This window comes from Fructobacillus sp. ESL1129 (assembly GCF_058507945.1).
In genome coordinates, this window is sequence record NZ_CP196668.1 from 1218209 (window position 1) to 1233201 (window position 14993).

Here is a 14993-nt window from a genome sequence, read left to right on the forward strand (position 1 = left end):
GTTAGTTCTTTGGATCGGCTTTCTTGAGCTTATTTGCTGAGGCGTCACGGTCATTGGCTTTGTTGTCCAAGATGAGTTCGCGAATCAAGTTCACGACTTCGGGGTTTTCTGGCAACTTGGAATGCTGGGCATTGTCACCCGAAACAGTGGTTTGTGTGTACTTGGCAACGTGTTTTTGGAAGATATACTTACCAGATAGCACTGATTGGACGTTCACGGTCCCATCGTCCGTGTAGTCATCAGAGCCTGCAACCGAATAGACGGACAAATCGGTTGGTAACGAATCAGCCCCATTGATAAAGTCACTGAGCATCTGTGTCTTCTTCGTGGTCGAGGATTCCGAGAAGTTAAAGGGCGTTCCAAGGGTCATCAACGTCCGAATATGGAAGTTAGTGGCTGAATAATAGTTTTCCAAGTAATCCGTCCAGATCAATCCCCCGTTCGAATGGCCGACTGCCGAAAAGTTACGGAAGTGGTACTTCGATTGCAATTCAGTCATGACGGTACCCAGTGATTGGGCATCGGCCTGGATGGTTGGATAATTATCCTGGTTTTTCTCAAAGCCAACAACGATGAACGGCTGTCGGTTTGAAGTGGAGAGGTGGCCAGAATAGGAAAGGGAACCATCGTTATTAACCTGTACCTTCAGAATAGAATGGGCCGTTCCCTTGGTTTCGTCATTCAGCGTTGTGAACAGCGAGTTGAAACGTTGGATGGTTGCCGATGAGCCAGGCACGAAAATGACGGGTTGAATTCGTGACTTTTGGATGGCGCGATCGTTTTGGTGCTCCGATAGCATCCAGATACGGCCCAAAACAGCCAAAATAATGACCGCTGTCACGGTTAATACGAGGGCGATTCGGGAAGAACGAGCAGCGTTTTTCCAAGTTTGCCAGACTTTTTTTGGAAAATGAATCACTGACTGGAATGGGTTAAACATCTGCTTCCTCCTTTTCAATTGCTTTGGCGAATGGCCAGTAAATTAGCACGGCTCCGAATAGAATAATCCCCGTAACGATGATGGCATCGAAGGGGGTTTGCGAAGCAAAGAACGACAGCAAAAGGTGGGGCGTTCCACTAGGAACTGAGAAAACAGTTGGTCGTAAAATGCCGACTTTGATGAAAAAGGAAGTGACTAAGGCGCCGTAGGTAGATGCTAGGACCATGGGAACCAGCGTCAAGGGGCGAAAAAAGAGTGGCAGCCCATAGGCCAGAATCTTATTCGAATCGAAGACGGCCGGTACAAGTGATCAAAGTCCGAGTCGGCGAAGCCGACGACTTTTGAGGAAGAGTAAACAGATCGTTAGGGCCAATGTCGAGCCGACGCCTCCAATTAGAATGGAGGTGGTCAAAACGGAATAAGGGTTCTGTGGGTAGGGCAAGGTGGCCATGACGGCTTGGTAAACAGCGTTCAAGTTCGCATTTACCTGTGAAAGGTCGGTCGCCGCCGCCGTTAAGTCCGTCGGAATGGCAAAGCCTAGGGTAAAGAGTATGGGGGTCAAAAAGGCCGTCAGCGCCAAGCCATACCAGTGAGAGAAGAAATTCATCGAAAAGAAACCGTTAAAGGAACCTTGGTTGATCTGTGATGGAATGGCCGAGTAGAGGTAAGCAACGCTGGCGAGCACAATCGCGGCCCAGAACAGGTAAGCAAAGCCAAAGTCTGTTAAAAGACCCTTTGTCCATTTGCTTAGATAAACGTAGCTGAGATTCGTTATATAGGTAAGAAGGAGAACAAGAATAAGGTGAATGGCTGACTGGTTACTGTACGTAAAGGTCGCAAAGCCATAGAGAAGGGCCAGCGCAAAGTTAACCAAAACTGGCAGTAGTTCATCCTTTGAAAAACCAAGGTCGTCTAACTTTGCTTCTAAGTAAGCCTTTGTCCACAAGGCAGCCACGAGTGCTATTAATAGGTAGTCAAACGCTGAAGTCAAAATGGTGATGCTTTGCGAAAGGGCAATCATTCGAATCCGGATATGGAGGATGGCTGGAACAATGGCGGAGGGGTCAAAGATTAGCTTCAGTGCCAAATGGAGATAGACATTGATGATGGCCAGTGGAATGACTTTTTGGAAAGCGGAGAAAAGCGTTTTAATTGGTAAGATGTCAATGAAGCGTTTATCGAAGCGAATCAGTTTATTTAAAGATTTGGTAAACATGGGGGCCTTCTTTGTTCTAGTCCGCCCTGGTCAGGTATACACACGTACAATTTGTGCTATAATAGGCGAAGTATTTTGATGTGAATTGACGGTCAGTCTGCCGCCAATTATACACTATTTTAGAAAGAATTTGGGGGCATGTCGCGATGTTTCAGCGCTTCATTAAACGGCCCTGGGTTGCCTTTGTGGCAAAGACCTTGGCCTATTTTCTAATCATGTTATTCTTGATTTATTTATATGGTTATTCCGGCGTTACCGGCGGTCACTTTATCTATAACGAATTTTAAGAGGTACTCATTATGATTGAAAATATTTATAAGCATATTGATCAATACGCGGTTGCACATCCTGACCAAATTGCCTACGACGAAATGGGTGTTACGCACACATATGGTGATTTGAAGGCTTATTCGGATTCCTTGGCTGCTTACCTTGACGAACAAGGAATTGCTGAAAAAGCACCCATCATGGTTTTTGGTGGGCACCAATTCGAAATGGTCGCTGCCTTCTTGGCCGCTGTTAAGTCCGGTCACGCCTATGCGCCGGTTGACAAGGACTCAACCAATGATCGGATTGAAAACATCTTGGAAATTGGTCAACCAGCGGCGGTAATTGCCTTGGACGAACTGCCAATGGCCATTTCCTCTGTTCCGGTATACCAAGGGGAAGAATTGAAGAAGGCCTTTACGGCTGGTAAGTCTTACGACTTGACCCATGGCGTTGTTGACGATGAGAACTATTACATCATCTTCACTTCCGGAACGACTGGTAAGCCAAAGGGTGTTCAAATTTCACACAAGAATGCCCTTTCCTACATTAACTGGATGCTTGGGGATGACTTTGATCTAAAGGATGGTCAAAACATTTTGACCCAAACGCCGTTTTCTTTCGATGTTTCAGTCATGTCATGGGCCGGCGCTCTCTTGGCCGGTGGTGTGATGAAGGCCTTGCCAAAGGAAGTGGCTGACGACTTTAAGCAGCTCTTTGCGGCTTTGCCTGCAATGGAATTGGACCGCTGGGTTTCCACACCTTCCTTTGCTAACGTGGCCTTGTTGTCACCAGACTTTAACGCTGAAAATTACCCACGTTTGAAGACCTTCCTCTTCTGTGGCGAAGTCTTAACTTCTGCTACTGCAAAGAAGTTGCGTGAACGCTTCCCAGAAGCAAAAATTTACAACACATATGGACCAACTGAAGCGACCGTTGCCGTTTCAGCTTTGGAAATCACGGATGCCGTTTTGGCCAAGTATGACAAGTTGCCAATTGGGTACATGAAGGAAGATATGACGGCCACCATCATGGACAAGGAAGGCAACGTATTGCCTTCTGAAGAGCCTGGTGAATTGGTACTTTCAGGTCCGGCTGTTTCAAAGGGTTACCTGAACAATCCTGAAAAGACGGCTGCGGCTTTCTTGGAAGTGGATGGTCAACCGGGCTACAAGACAGGGGATCTCTGTTATGCCGATGCCGATGGGCTTTTGCACTACAAGGGCCGGATGGACTTTCAGATTAAGTTGCATGGTTTCCGTATTGAATTGGAAGAAGTTGCTCAGCATTTGACGCAGTCAAAGTGGGTTGAACAAGCTGCTGCAGTTCCGCGTTATGATCAAAACGGTGACGTCAAGCAGATGTTGGCCATTGTCGTTCCCAAGAAGAACGACTTTGAAAAGCCAATGGAACTGACCAATGCTATTCGTGAAGATTTGAAGGACATCATGATGCCTTATATGATGCCAACCCGTTTTATCTACCGTGATAAGATGCCATTGACGCAAAACGGAAAGATTGACTTGAAGGGCTTGATTGCTGAGGTGAACGGCAATGCCTAATTTACAACCATACGCAGATCCGAATTACTTCGTTTACCTGCTATTGGCGCTAGTCCCACTGGCAGTTGGCCTGTACTTCGGTAAGCGCTTCGTTACTTATGAAGTGCTAGTGTCACTAGCCTTTATCTTCTTGATTTTCGATGATAAGAGTCACTCGGGTCAGGGCTTGGCCTTGATTATTTACTCCATTTGGCAATTCTTGTTGGTTTGGGGTTACATCACCTACCGAAAGAAACAAAATGCTGGCATGGTTTTCTATGCCACAGCGGCTCTATCGATCTTACCGATATTCCTGGTTCGGTTATCTGGCGCAGGGATTTTCCACGCCCAGTTATCACTCCTTGGATTCTTAGGGATTTCTTACTTAACTTTCCGATCGGTCGGTATGATTATTGAGGCGCGTGATGGTGCCGTGAAGGACTTCCATCCGGTAATGTTCTTGCGCTTTATGCTCTTTATGCCAACGCTGTCTTCCGGTCCAATTGACCGCTATTCACGTTTTGCAAAGGATGCAGCAGTGGCGCCAGAACGTGAGCATTACATTGACTTACTTGGTAAAGCCGTGAAGAACCTCTTTCTCGGTTTTGCTTACAAGTTCATCATTGCCCACTACGCCGAAATGACTTATCATTACTTCCAAGGAATGGCGATGTCGGATGCTCATCATGGCATGTTGCTGTCATGGTGGTTAATTCCGGTGGCCTATTCCTATGGTATGTATCTCTTCTTTGACTTTGCAGGGTACTCGTTGTTTGCCCTGGCAATTTCATACGTGATGGGGATTGAATCACCCATTAACTTTAATAAGCCATATGGTGCCAAGAACATTAAGGAGTTCTGGAACCGCTGGCATATGTCACTTTCCTTCTGGTTCCGTGACTTTGTCTTTATGCGTTTCGTCTTCTTATTCTTAAAGCATAAGTGGATTAAAAACCGAAACACCGTGTCAACGTTGGCGTATTTTGTTAACATGTTGGTGATGGGATTCTGGCACGGCTTGACTTGGTACTATATCCTGTACGGTTTCATGCACGGTGCTGCCCTAGCAGGAAATGATGTTTGGATTCGCTTCAAGCGCAAGCACAAGGATAAGATTCCACATAATAAATTTACCGAAGGTTTTGCGGTCGTTTTGACCTTTCACTTTGTCATGTTGACCTTCCTGGTCTTCTGTGGCTTCTTGGATACCTTCTGGTTCCATCGTTAAAAAATGTTATTTGAGTAGAAAGAGTGAGGAAATAAAAATGGATGTAAAAGCAGGTGTATTAGAAATTATCAAGGACGTGACTGGGGAAGACATGTCAAATCAAATGGACGAAAACCTCTTTGATTCAGGTTTGCTCGACTCAATGGCAACGGTCGAAATGCTCTTGGCTTTGGAATCTCGTTTCAACATCCAAGCCCCTGTTTCAGAATTGGCTCGTGAAGATTGGGATACCACTAACAAGATTGTTGCCTCTGTCACTGCTTTGATGGGATAAAACCTCATGTCGAACAAGAAAAAACTTTGGCAGATTTTTGGTCCGGTTTTAGTAGCCTTTGCACTGCTAGCCTTGATTTTCCTTCTGCCATTCTCTTTGACTCACTATAGTCAAAAGAGTTTACAAGAATCTTCTGTATCTTTCTCCACTCAGTTGGTGAAAGGGGAAGCGGTTAAAAATGCCGCTTTTGCGGATAAAAAAGTAAATTATGTACCGTTCTTTGGGTCATCGGAGCTTTCTCGAATTGATTCGTTGCATCCTTCTGTTTTAGCGGAGAAGTATCACCGTAACTACCAACCTTTCATGTTAGGAAAGGCAGGGTCGGATTCGCTGGTTCATTTCTTAAACATGCAGGAAATGCAAGGCACCTTAAAGACTAAAAAAGCCGTTTACGTGGTTTCACCGCAGTGGTTCACCAAGACTGGTTCTGATGCTGGGTTTGATTTGTTTTACTCACCACTTCAGTTGGTTGACTGGTTGTTAAACATCGGAACGAACAAACCGACGACGACCGATCAATTTGTCGCCTCTCAAGTACTTGAAAGGTCCGTTGTTAAGAACAATGCTTACTACAACCGCCTATTGAAGCAAATTGAAAATGGCGATTCACTATCGGAAGCTAGTTTGTCAACGTTGCGCTTCAAGCATCGCATCCTATCGCGACAAGATGCTTTGTTCTCCCGCTTAGAAAAGTCTTCTAACTACAAAAATCGAGTGTTACCAGCTGCCAAGTCATTGCCACAAATCTATTCAAAGAACGCTTTGGATCGTTTGGGTTATGAAGAGGGAAAGAAGGGAACGTCGAACAACGCCTTCCACATTAAGAATTCTTTCTACACCACACGTGTAATGCCGGAAAAGAACTCGCTGAAGAACTCACAGAAGAACTATAACTATGAGCAATCAGTTGAGTACGCTTACTTCCAGTCGGTTCTTGATAACTTTGCAAAGAATCACACAGACGTTATGTTTGTGATTACGCCGGTTAACCAGCGTTGGGCAAAGTATACTGGTTTGAACAACGAGATGTACCAAGCTTCTGTTGCTAAAATCAAGTATCAACTGCAAAGTCAAGGATTTAATAACATTGCCGATTTGTCTCAAGACGGTGGTGAAGACTACTTCATGCAGGACACGATTCACGTTGGTTGGCGTGGTTGGTTAGCGCTGGATCAATATTTGAATCCTTTCTTGTCGAGTGGTACGACGAAGACTGACTATACGATTAACAATCGTTTCTTGTCGAAGGACTGGCAGAACTTGAAACCAAGTGCACAAAACCTGTCTGATTTTAAATAAGTATGAAAATAAAGCGCTGCAGTGGGAATTATTAGCCCCTGCAACGCTTTTTTGTTAAAATAAAAATATGATTATTGGTATTGGAAATGACATGGAATCCATTAGCCGGGTGGCTGCCGTTATCGAACGCCGTCCGCATTTTTTGTCAACAATTTTAACCCCTGCAGAGATTGAAGCGGCTAACCAGCGCTCGGGGAAACACTACCTTGAGTTTATTGCGGGCCGTTTTTCTGCAAAAGAGGCGTATTCGAAGGCGCTCGGGACAGGGATTGGGAAGAGTGTGTCCTGGCAGGATATCACGATTTTAAACGCCGCTTCAGGCCAACCGATTATCCGTGTGCGGGGTCAAGAAAACGCTCTGTCCGTTGCCATTACCCACTCAGGGGATTTTGTTTCGACGATAGTGATTATTGAAAAACGATCCTATTTAAAACGATTAATGAAAAAGTTCTTGGAGAAATAGACCGAATGACTGATCAGAATGAAGCCTTAAGACGCCGTGGGCTGGCTTTTCTTCGTTCAAAAAAAGCATTGATTCACAATGCCAAAGTCACGATGGCATACGCGGGCGCCAAACGTCTGATTGCCGTTATCAAAGCCAATGGCTACGGCCATGGCGATGTATGGGTGGCCAGAACCCTCTATGATAACCTTCATGTACATGATTTTGCTGTGGCGACGCTTGCCGAAGGGGAGCGTGTTCGGCAAGCCATGCCCGAAGAGGAGGTCCAAATTGTGTTGCTCGGGGTTCAACCCGCGGAGTTCACTCCTGAAATGGTGGCGCAACGTTTGGCACCCGTTGCTGGATCGCTTGATTGGTTGCTGCGTGCAGTCGCTGCACTCACGCAGAGTGATACTAACGGTGTTTTGTCCGTTCACCTTGCCGTTGATACCGGCATGGGACGGCTTGGTGCTAAGAGTCAAGAAGAGTTGGCTGCCATGGTTGACTTTGTTCGAACATGTCCGAAATTATCACTGGCCGGTGTCATGACGCACTTTGCGACTGCTGATGAAGATAATCCTGGATATTACTGCCAGCAGTTGGCTGACTTTATGAAGATGGTAACGGGCCTCGGCATTGAGAAGGATAAGTGGCACTTGGCAAACTCAGGTTCGGCTCTTTTCCACCGCGATGATGTGCCAACTGATAATATTCGAGTGGGGTCCGTTCTCTATGGTTACAATCCAGCGATGCAGGATCGGGCTTTGCCAGTTGAGTTGAAGCCTGTCGCTTCGCTTGTGGGTCGCCTTTGGGGTGTGCATTTGCTTAAAAAGGGCGAATCCCTTTCTTATGGGGCAACGTACACGGCTAAAAAAGACCAATGGGTCGGGACGATTCCAATTGGATACGCGGATGGATTGAAACGAGTGCTTTCCGGAATGTCCGTTTTGGTAAATGGAAAACGAGAGAAAATCCTGGGTCGGATTACCATGGATCAAATTGTGATTTCATTATCGGAACGAGTTCCGATTAATACCCAAGTGACCTTTATCGGTCGTGACGGCGAAGAAGAAATTACGATTGAGGAAATGGCTGACTTTGGACACACAATCCCCCATGAACTATTGACCGGTTTCTCCGATCGAATTCCAAGGGTGGATGTTGCAGAATGATCGAAAGGGTTTTTAACCCGTACATAGACAAGAGGAAAACATGACAGCAGATTATGAAAACGTCCAACGAGGCGACGTCTTTTTTGCCGACCTAAAACAAGGAATCGGTTCAGAACAGGGTGGGCTCCGGCCAGTGTTAATTGTTCAAAATAACCGCGGTAATCAAAATTCACCAACAACCATTGCGGTGGCCATTACATCCAAAATATCAAAGGCAAAGTTACCAACACACGTGGTCTTGCCAGCTGAGTTGGGTGTGATGAAAAAGGATTCGATTATTTTAGGAGAACAGATTCGCACAATCGATAAATTGCGACTCCGCGACCGAATTGCTCATATTGATGAAAATGATGGTACGATGAAAGCGGTTAAACACGCTTTGGAGATTTCGTTAGGTATTAAATAGTAAGCGGAAAGCGCCGTTGTTCCGTGTTCATCTTTAATTTATTCTTAATCTATTCTTGATAAATTGAGACATAATCATTAAACATTTTGGCGCGATATAGAAGGGAAGGTAAGCATGGCAAAGGCAATTAAAATTTTATTGATCGAGGATGATCAGAATTTAGCAGATAACATCGTTGGTTTCTTGCAAGACTTTGCGGACGTTAAAACAGTGACCGATGGTTTGGATGGCGAATTCGAAGCAAAGGAATCACCTTTTGATTTGATTATTTGTGACTTGATGCTTCCCGGTCAATCTGGTTTGGAAATCATTAAGAACGTTCGTGATGCCAAAGTCGTGACACCTGTCTTGATTTTGACTGCTAAGGCATCATTGGATGATAAGATTGAAGGCTTCAACGTTGGGGCTGATGACTACTTGACGAAGCCCTTCCACCGAGAAGAATTGTTGGTTCGTGTGAAGGCGCTTTTGCGCCGTACTGGTGTGTATTCGGAAGATAACACCATCACGGTTGGTGAATTGACCATTAACCTTGAAAACCGTGGTGTGCAAGTACATGGGCAGTCCGTTAAGTTGGTTGGAAAAGAATTTGATATTTTAACTTACTTAGGTCAAAACAAGAACATCATCGTGACCCGTGATCAGATTTTCGATCGCGTCTGGGGTGTTGATTCCGACACAACGATTAACGTTGTGAACATTTATTTGAATAATTTGCGTCGTAAGCTGGAGGCAGTTGGACAGGGAGGCCTGATCAAGACATTGCGTAACATCGGTTTTATCCTTGAGGTGCCTGATGACCAAGCTGATTAACCGCCGGCAACAGATTGACAATTTTGCCACCTTAGCACTGGGTCTCATGGTTATCTTCTCCTTTTTAGCAGGAGTTATTTTTTGGATCTATACTTTTACGATTTACGATAATTCGGACCGGGTGATTAACCAGTATGTGGCTTATTATCAGCAATCTGATAATGACGACAGCACCGATACGGATCCCGGAAAAAAGTCCACGAAGTCCGTGACCATGAATCACTACCCCGAAGAATTTCGTGGTAACATGCTCTATTTTGATGAAAAGGGCAATCAGATTGAGGGCCAAGCGACAACCGGAGCAAAGAATGTCTTAAACCGCAAGGTGACTTTGAAGTTCGATAAAGATGATTTGGGTGAAAGTCCAAAAACGGTTTATAAAAACAAGACTTATCTTCGAATCCAGGCCGTTAAGTTTAAAAAAGGTTCGGTCATTGTTCCAGGTAAAGATGGGGTTCAATCTGCGGCCTATGGTTATGTCTTTGTCGATGTAACGGATACCGTTGTCAACCTCAAGAAGTTCCAGGATGTCTTGATTTGGTCATTTATTTGGGCCTTCATCTTCGCTCTTTTCTTTGCTTACTACGTCTCCCGCCAGTCCATGAAACCAATTTTGCGGGCATGGCAACAGCAGCAAGACTTTGTTAATAACGCCGCACACGAGTTACGTACGCCAATGTCGGTTATTCAAGGGAAGCTGGAAACCATGTTGACCAAACCAACGGCGACGATTCGAGAAGAGTCGGAAGCGGTGATCCTGTCATTGTCAGAGGTCCGTCGTTTGAATTCCTTGACGAATAACATGTTGACGCTGGCCAAGTCCGGCTCGAACATGACAAAAATCGAAAAGGAAAAAACGGATATCAAGGCCTTTATGGATAAAGTCCTTTCGCCATACGTTGAAATGGGCAGTTTATCCGACAAGAAAGTTTCGCTAGACGTGGATGTTAATCAAGAGGTAGCAATCGACCGGAAACGTATTCATCAATTGCTGGTCTTACTAATGGATAATGCACTGAAGTATTCGGACGATGGTGACGCAATTCGGGTATCAGCTAAAATAGAAAAGCGGCGCTTGGTCATTGCAGTCGCTGATACTGGTCGGGGGATTTCTGCCTCCGCCAAGAAACACATCTTTGATCGGTTTTACCGTGAAGATAAAACGGGAAATCGTAAAACGGGTGGAACAGGTCTTGGATTATCGATTGCTGAATGGATAGTCCGGGCACACAATGGTAAAATTGTCGTAATGGATAATAAGCCGAAGGGAACGATTTTTAAAGTTGTTTTACCCTTATAAATTGGCATTGATTAAGAAACGCTGAGAGGATTTGCAGACATGCGTCGCAACATTCATATTCTAAAAAATCATTTTTGGGTAACGGTTTCGATGGTTGTTGCCCTGCTGGTGGGTGCTGCCGTTGTGTACGGATCGACTTTGCCAAATTCTTGGTATCAAACCCGCTTAGCCAAAGCAACGAATACAAACGCAGCAGGGACGGCGACCGTTTCAGCGGTTGCCTATACGTCAAACGATCAGGAAAAAACAGCCTTTTTGAAAGTGAAAGATGCTGTCGTAACAGTTCAAAACTTACAAAAATCTGCTTCGCTTTCAGATGGTGCGGATGCCTTTGATTCACAAAACAAGAAGACGGATAGCTCAAATTATGAAACGGCTTCTGAGGGTTCTGGTGTGGTACTACGTGCTTCTAACGGAACCGCAGACATTATCACAAATTACCATGTGATTGAAAGCTCGGCCAAGATTCAAGTAGTGGATGCCAATGGTGATAAAGCCACGGCTACCATTATTAAATCGGACGCTAACCAGGACTTGGCCTTAATTCGGGTGAAGTCCGCAGCCTTTAAGCAGGTGGCCACCTTGGCTAATTCTGATAAAGTCGTCACTGGTCAAAACGTGATGGCCATTGGTTCGCCGTTAGGAGCGGCCTACTCATCGACGATGACGAAGGGGATTGTCTCCCAGGCTAAGCGTTCGTTAACTGCTAGCGAAACTAACAATCATACGGTTTCGGTTATTCAAACGGATGCCGCCATTAACCAGGGAAATTCCGGTGGTGCGTTGATTAATGAATCGGGCCAGGTAATCGGGATTGCTTCCTCAAAAATTACGGCCTCCGCACAAAACACGAATATCGAGGGGATGGGCTTTGCCATTCCATCGAATCAAGTGGCTGCGTTCATCAAGTAGCTAGAAGAAAAAGAGGGGCGGATTCCTTAGGAATCCACCCCTCTTTCAGTGTGTATGGTTGATTTACTTCAAAGTGTTTTCATACCATTCAGTAATTTGCTTTGGCGTCAGGCGCTCCCCATGGCCGATTTGGTCGATTTTTTGTCCGTTTTCAAAGAGGACAAAGGCGGGAATCCCCTTCAAGCCAAACTGGCTGGCCCAATCCAAATTTTGATCGCGGTCAGCATCCATCCAGTCGGCTGTTTTTTCAATTTGGTCACGAATCGCTTGAACGAAAGGTTTAATCACTTTGCAGTCACCACACCATTCGGCTGAAAGGAAAACGATGTGACGGCCAGGTGCTTCAATGAAGTTTTGGAGTTCCTGGTTTGAATGTTCTTCTGGTTGATACATAATTGACCTCCAATTTTTCTTCCATTGTAGCACAGAAGTTAAAATTGGACTAGTTGTATTTTTGATTGAGGAGAGAGCTAATGTGCGGAAAAATGATTAGTGAATTATACCAAAAAAGGCACGGAAGAGTTCTTTCAGCTGAACTGACAAAACAGAAAGCAGAAAAGCTCTTGCAAAGTGGTCTAACAAAAGGAGCAGAAGGATTCGCGTTCTTTTCTCTTGTTAATCAGGGGCAAACAGAAGACGACTTTACTTCCTTGTTGGCCCTTGCTGGACGTCTCCAACGAGCGATTGACCGACCAATCATGGTTCATCTTCGCACCGGCGATTTAAGTCCGCAATTGCTTCCTGAGTTTTTCGAGCAGATAGCAGAAGCAGAGCTGGTTAATTTTTTGATTATCGGTGGGGATAAGCGAGTTCATTCCGGTGGTTTTTCCACCACCGAAGATTTGCTGAAAGCCTTGAGAAAGGGGACGCCCGATCGCTTGTCCCTCGGAGCGACTATCGATCCGAGCCAACCGGCTGCCCCGTTGAAGGCAAAAGTTCGACAGGCAGCGGGCGCCGATTTCCTAATTAGCCAAGTTCTTTTTGATGAACAGCTCCTGTTAGCGTTGCAGGATAAACTACGCAAAGCAAATCCGACGTTTTCAATACCACTCATACCGGGACTTTTGTTGAAGCCGACTCTTGGTCAGCTTCGTTGGGTGAATCACGTGCTAAAAGTCGCTATTCCTGATGACTTTTATGCCCAACCAGCGCTAGCCGGGCAGAGGCTACGGGCACAACTGAATCAAGTAAATTTTGTTGGGGAGCATTTTTTTACAGTTCCTGAAAAATAAGGCTTGGTAAAGACCTACCCACCTTTTTTTCTTTTGTTAAAAGGGGTACAATAAATACTTATTAAAGAATAAATTTGGAGAGAAACCATGTTTCGAAACCTTAAGCGTGTTGTCATCGGAAAACCTTTGAAAAGCTCAGAGGCAGCAGGACAGTCATTGACCAAGTCAAAAGCGCTGGCCCTACTTTCTTCCGATGCGCTATCATCCGTTGCCTATGGAACGGAATCAATCACATCTGTCTTAATTACCGCGGGCGCTGTGGCCCTGTGGTTGCAGTTGCCAATTGCGATGATTATTTTAGTCTTGCTAGGGGCAATCGTCCTTTCTTATCGACAGATTATTAAAGCCTACCCAAATGGTGGGGGTGCCTACACCGTTGCCAGTCAGAATTGGGGGGCCAAGGCCGGCTTAGTTGCTGGTGGTTCTCTTTTGGTCGACTATATGCTAACGGTTGCCGTTTCAGCTTCGGCAGCGGCTGACGCTATTACGGCGGCGGTACCGGCTCTTTTAAATTTTGCGGTACCACTATCCATTGCAACAATTTTGATCTTAACGGCTTTGAATTTGCGTGGGTTACGTGAATCGGCTAACTTCTTAATGGTTCCCGTTTATTTCTTCATTGTTGTGATGACGATTACTGTCCTCTGGGGGCTCTTTCAGGCTGCTACCGGAGCAATTCCCGCTCATCAAGCCGCACGAATCGGCACCGACTTTTCCGGTTTGACCTTGATTTTCTTTTTGCGTGCTCTGTCTTCTGGTTCTTCCTCTCTGACTGGTGTGGAAGCCATTTCCAACGCGGTACCAAACTTTAAAGAACCGAAAGAAAAGCATGCGGCGACGACTTTGACCATGATGGCTGCTATTTTGGCCTTCTTCTTCCTTGGCATTACTTTCTTGTCTTACTGGTATGGCATTCAGCCAAACGGTCATTCGACTGTTCTTTCACAGATTGCTGCGCAAACTTTTGGAGGCCATAACCTGTTCTTCTACTTAGTTCAGTTGGCCACCGCCCTTATTTTGGCAGTAGCGGCGAACACAGGCTTTTCTGCCTTTCCGGTTCTGGCCGTTAACTTGGCCAAAGACAAGTATTTGCCCCATCTTTACTTGGACAAGGGGGACCGTCTTGGCTACTCGAATGGGATTTTGTCACTTTCCATCGGAGCCATGATTTTGACGGTGATTTTTCATGGAAATACGGATAATTTGATTCCGCTTTATGCTGTGGGTGTTTTTGTACCGTTTACCCTATCTCAGTCAGGCATGATCATTCACTGGTACCGCAATCGTCAGGAAGAAGGGTTCTGGTGGTTTAAGTCCATTATTAACTTTATCGGGGCTGCCATGTCGGCGGGCTTGGTGATTGTCCTCTTCGTGACCCGTTTAAATCACGTTTGGCCCTATCTCTTCATCATGCCCCTCGTGATGTTCATGTTCTTCCGCATTCGTCGTCATTACGAAGCAATTGCTCGACAGTTGCGTTTGCAGTACGTTAATAACGTTGAATCGGTTCGCCATGAATACGATGGTTCAACGGCCATTGTCTTAGTCTCGAACTTGACCCGTGTCACTTCAGAAGCCGTTGATTATGCGCAGTCAATCGCTACCAAAGTCGTGGCGATGCACGTGTCCTTCGATGACAACCCTGGACGTGAGGAGAAGATTCAGGCGCAGTTCAAGGCAGACTTTGGGGATGTACGTTATGTTGACGTTCACACGTCCTACCGCTCCATTGTTAAACCAGTCGTGAACTTTGTTTCCAAAGTGTCGAAACAGTCAGAAAAGGTCAACCATTCCGTAACCGTGATTATTCCGCAATTTGTGCCAAAGAAGCCTTGGCAAAACATTTTGCATAACCAATCATCGTTGCGCCTGCGAGCGGCCCTGTCCACAATGGATAACATCTCCATTTCAACTTATTATTACCATCTATCCGAATAAGGAAAATAAAAAA

The 14993-nt window shown here is 45.5% G+C and carries 17 protein-coding genes; 13 read left to right on the forward strand and 4 right to left on the reverse strand.

What is annotated here, in order from left to right:
• Window position 1: 1 nt before the first annotated feature.
• From ACSYSL_RS06030 to ACSYSL_RS06040, 3 genes are all read right to left on the reverse strand, one after another.
• On the reverse strand, window positions 2–940 hold the full coding sequence (locus ACSYSL_RS06030; protein ID WP_491708566.1) for an alpha/beta hydrolase: 939 nt from the start codon (window positions 938–940) through the stop codon (window positions 2–4).
• Window positions 933–1166 (reverse strand): hypothetical protein, encoded by a 234-nt coding sequence (locus ACSYSL_RS06035; RefSeq protein WP_491708567.1) that lies wholly within the window; start codon window positions 1164–1166, stop codon window positions 933–935. The genes ACSYSL_RS06030 and ACSYSL_RS06035 overlap by 8 nt, the downstream gene beginning before the upstream one ends.
• Before the next feature lie 84 nt (window positions 1167–1250).
• Window positions 1251–2156, reverse strand: a complete 906-nt coding sequence (locus ACSYSL_RS06040) for a hypothetical protein (RefSeq protein ID WP_491708568.1) — start codon at window positions 2154–2156, stop codon at window positions 1251–1253.
• A 146-nt stretch (window positions 2157–2302) separates the two neighbouring features.
• Here ACSYSL_RS06040 and ACSYSL_RS06045 point away from each other — a divergent pair, with 146 nt between their 5' ends.
• The 11 genes from ACSYSL_RS06045 to ACSYSL_RS06095 all read left to right on the forward strand — a co-directional run bounded on the left by ACSYSL_RS06045 (window position 2303) and on the right by ACSYSL_RS06095 (window position 11810).
• A complete protein-coding gene (locus ACSYSL_RS06045; protein WP_010017670.1) occupies window positions 2303–2443 on the forward strand; it encodes a teichoic acid D-Ala incorporation-associated protein DltX in 141 nt (46 codons plus the stop codon).
• A 12-nt stretch (window positions 2444–2455) separates the two neighbouring features.
• Complete coding sequence (dltA, locus tag ACSYSL_RS06050) at window positions 2456–3985, forward strand: D-alanine--poly(phosphoribitol) ligase subunit DltA (protein ID WP_010017672.1); 1530 nt, start codon at window positions 2456–2458, stop codon at window positions 3983–3985.
• Window positions 3978–5192 (forward strand): D-alanyl-lipoteichoic acid biosynthesis protein DltB, encoded by a 1215-nt coding sequence (dltB, locus tag ACSYSL_RS06055; RefSeq protein ID WP_338342774.1) that lies wholly within the window; start codon window positions 3978–3980, stop codon window positions 5190–5192. Before dltA ends, dltB begins: the two co-directional genes overlap by 8 nt.
• Before the next feature lie 37 nt (window positions 5193–5229).
• Window positions 5230–5466, forward strand: a complete 237-nt coding sequence (dltC, locus tag ACSYSL_RS06060) for a D-alanine--poly(phosphoribitol) ligase subunit DltC (RefSeq protein ID WP_010017674.1) — start codon at window positions 5230–5232, stop codon at window positions 5464–5466.
• Between the two features lie 6 nt (window positions 5467–5472).
• Window positions 5473–6765, forward strand: coding sequence for a D-alanyl-lipoteichoic acid biosynthesis protein DltD (gene dltD / locus ACSYSL_RS06065; RefSeq protein ID WP_187753872.1), 1293 nt, complete (start codon window positions 5473–5475; stop codon window positions 6763–6765).
• Between the two features lie 67 nt (window positions 6766–6832).
• On the forward strand, window positions 6833–7228 hold the full coding sequence (acpS, locus tag ACSYSL_RS06070; RefSeq protein ID WP_010017677.1) for a holo-ACP synthase: 396 nt from the start codon (window positions 6833–6835) through the stop codon (window positions 7226–7228).
• Window positions 7229–7233: 5 nt separating this feature from the next.
• Window positions 7234–8379: an alanine racemase gene (gene alr, locus ACSYSL_RS06075; RefSeq protein ID WP_491708569.1), complete on the forward strand. Its 1146-nt coding sequence runs from the start codon at window positions 7234–7236 to the stop codon at window positions 8377–8379.
• 40 nt (window positions 8380–8419) lie between these two features.
• The gene (locus ACSYSL_RS06080; RefSeq protein ID WP_491708570.1) at window positions 8420–8785 is read left to right on the forward strand and encodes a type II toxin-antitoxin system PemK/MazF family toxin; all 366 of its coding nucleotides are present in this window, start codon (window positions 8420–8422) and stop codon (window positions 8783–8785) included.
• A gap of 114 nt (window positions 8786–8899) precedes the next feature.
• A complete protein-coding gene (locus tag ACSYSL_RS06085; RefSeq protein ID WP_187753874.1) occupies window positions 8900–9598 on the forward strand; it encodes a response regulator transcription factor in 699 nt (232 codons plus the stop codon).
• Window positions 9582–10898, forward strand: a complete 1317-nt coding sequence (locus ACSYSL_RS06090; protein WP_491708571.1) for a sensor histidine kinase — start codon at window positions 9582–9584, stop codon at window positions 10896–10898. The genes ACSYSL_RS06085 and ACSYSL_RS06090 overlap by 17 nt, the downstream gene beginning before the upstream one ends.
• 39 nt (window positions 10899–10937) lie before the next feature.
• Window positions 10938–11810: a S1C family serine protease gene (locus ACSYSL_RS06095; protein WP_010017684.1), complete on the forward strand. Its 873-nt coding sequence runs from the start codon at window positions 10938–10940 to the stop codon at window positions 11808–11810.
• A 63-nt stretch (window positions 11811–11873) separates the two neighbouring features.
• On the opposite strand, the gene ACSYSL_RS06100 is transcribed toward ACSYSL_RS06095, so the two are convergent.
• Window positions 11874–12203, reverse strand: a complete 330-nt coding sequence (locus tag ACSYSL_RS06100) for a thioredoxin family protein (protein ID WP_491708572.1) — start codon at window positions 12201–12203, stop codon at window positions 11874–11876.
• A gap of 92 nt (window positions 12204–12295) precedes the next feature.
• Between ACSYSL_RS06100 and ACSYSL_RS06105 the strand changes: the two genes are divergently transcribed.
• The gene (locus tag ACSYSL_RS06105) at window positions 12296–13042 is read left to right on the forward strand and encodes a methylenetetrahydrofolate reductase (protein WP_491708573.1); all 747 of its coding nucleotides are present in this window, start codon (window positions 12296–12298) and stop codon (window positions 13040–13042) included.
• Between the two features lie 87 nt (window positions 13043–13129).
• Complete coding sequence (locus ACSYSL_RS06110) at window positions 13130–14980, forward strand: APC family permease (RefSeq protein WP_491708574.1); 1851 nt, start codon at window positions 13130–13132, stop codon at window positions 14978–14980.
• The last annotated feature ends 13 nt before the right edge of the window (window positions 14981–14993 follow it).

Bases quoted from the DNA above. Each gene is read 5' to 3' on its own strand.
- ACSYSL_RS06030 (WP_491708566.1), bottom strand. From the start codon at position 940: ATGTTTAACCCATTCCAGTCAGTGATTCATTTTCCAAAAAAAGTCTGG.
- ACSYSL_RS06035 (WP_491708567.1), bottom strand. From the start codon at position 1,166: ATGGTCCTAGCATCTACCTACGGCGCCTTAGTCACTTCCTTTTTCATC.
- ACSYSL_RS06040 (WP_491708568.1), bottom strand. From the start codon at position 2,156: ATGTTTACCAAATCTTTAAATAAACTGATTCGCTTCGATAAACGCTTC.
- ACSYSL_RS06045 (WP_010017670.1), top strand. From the start codon at position 2,303: ATGTTTCAGCGCTTCATTAAACGGCCCTGGGTTGCCTTTGTGGCAAAG.
- dltA (WP_010017672.1), top strand. From the start codon at position 2,456: ATGATTGAAAATATTTATAAGCATATTGATCAATACGCGGTTGCACAT.
- dltB (WP_338342774.1), top strand. From the start codon at position 3,978: ATGCCTAATTTACAACCATACGCAGATCCGAATTACTTCGTTTACCTG.
- dltC (WP_010017674.1), top strand. From the start codon at position 5,230: ATGGATGTAAAAGCAGGTGTATTAGAAATTATCAAGGACGTGACTGGG.
- dltD (WP_187753872.1), top strand. From the start codon at position 5,473: ATGTCGAACAAGAAAAAACTTTGGCAGATTTTTGGTCCGGTTTTAGTA.
- acpS (WP_010017677.1), top strand. From the start codon at position 6,833: ATGATTATTGGTATTGGAAATGACATGGAATCCATTAGCCGGGTGGCT.
- alr (WP_491708569.1), top strand. From the start codon at position 7,234: ATGACTGATCAGAATGAAGCCTTAAGACGCCGTGGGCTGGCTTTTCTT.
- ACSYSL_RS06080 (WP_491708570.1), top strand. From the start codon at position 8,420: ATGACAGCAGATTATGAAAACGTCCAACGAGGCGACGTCTTTTTTGCC.
- ACSYSL_RS06085 (WP_187753874.1), top strand. From the start codon at position 8,900: ATGGCAAAGGCAATTAAAATTTTATTGATCGAGGATGATCAGAATTTA.
- ACSYSL_RS06090 (WP_491708571.1), top strand. From the start codon at position 9,582: ATGACCAAGCTGATTAACCGCCGGCAACAGATTGACAATTTTGCCACC.
- ACSYSL_RS06095 (WP_010017684.1), top strand. From the start codon at position 10,938: ATGCGTCGCAACATTCATATTCTAAAAAATCATTTTTGGGTAACGGTT.
- ACSYSL_RS06100 (WP_491708572.1), bottom strand. From the start codon at position 12,203: ATGTATCAACCAGAAGAACATTCAAACCAGGAACTCCAAAACTTCATT.
- ACSYSL_RS06105 (WP_491708573.1), top strand. From the start codon at position 12,296: ATGATTAGTGAATTATACCAAAAAAGGCACGGAAGAGTTCTTTCAGCT.
- ACSYSL_RS06110 (WP_491708574.1), top strand. From the start codon at position 13,130: ATGTTTCGAAACCTTAAGCGTGTTGTCATCGGAAAACCTTTGAAAAGC.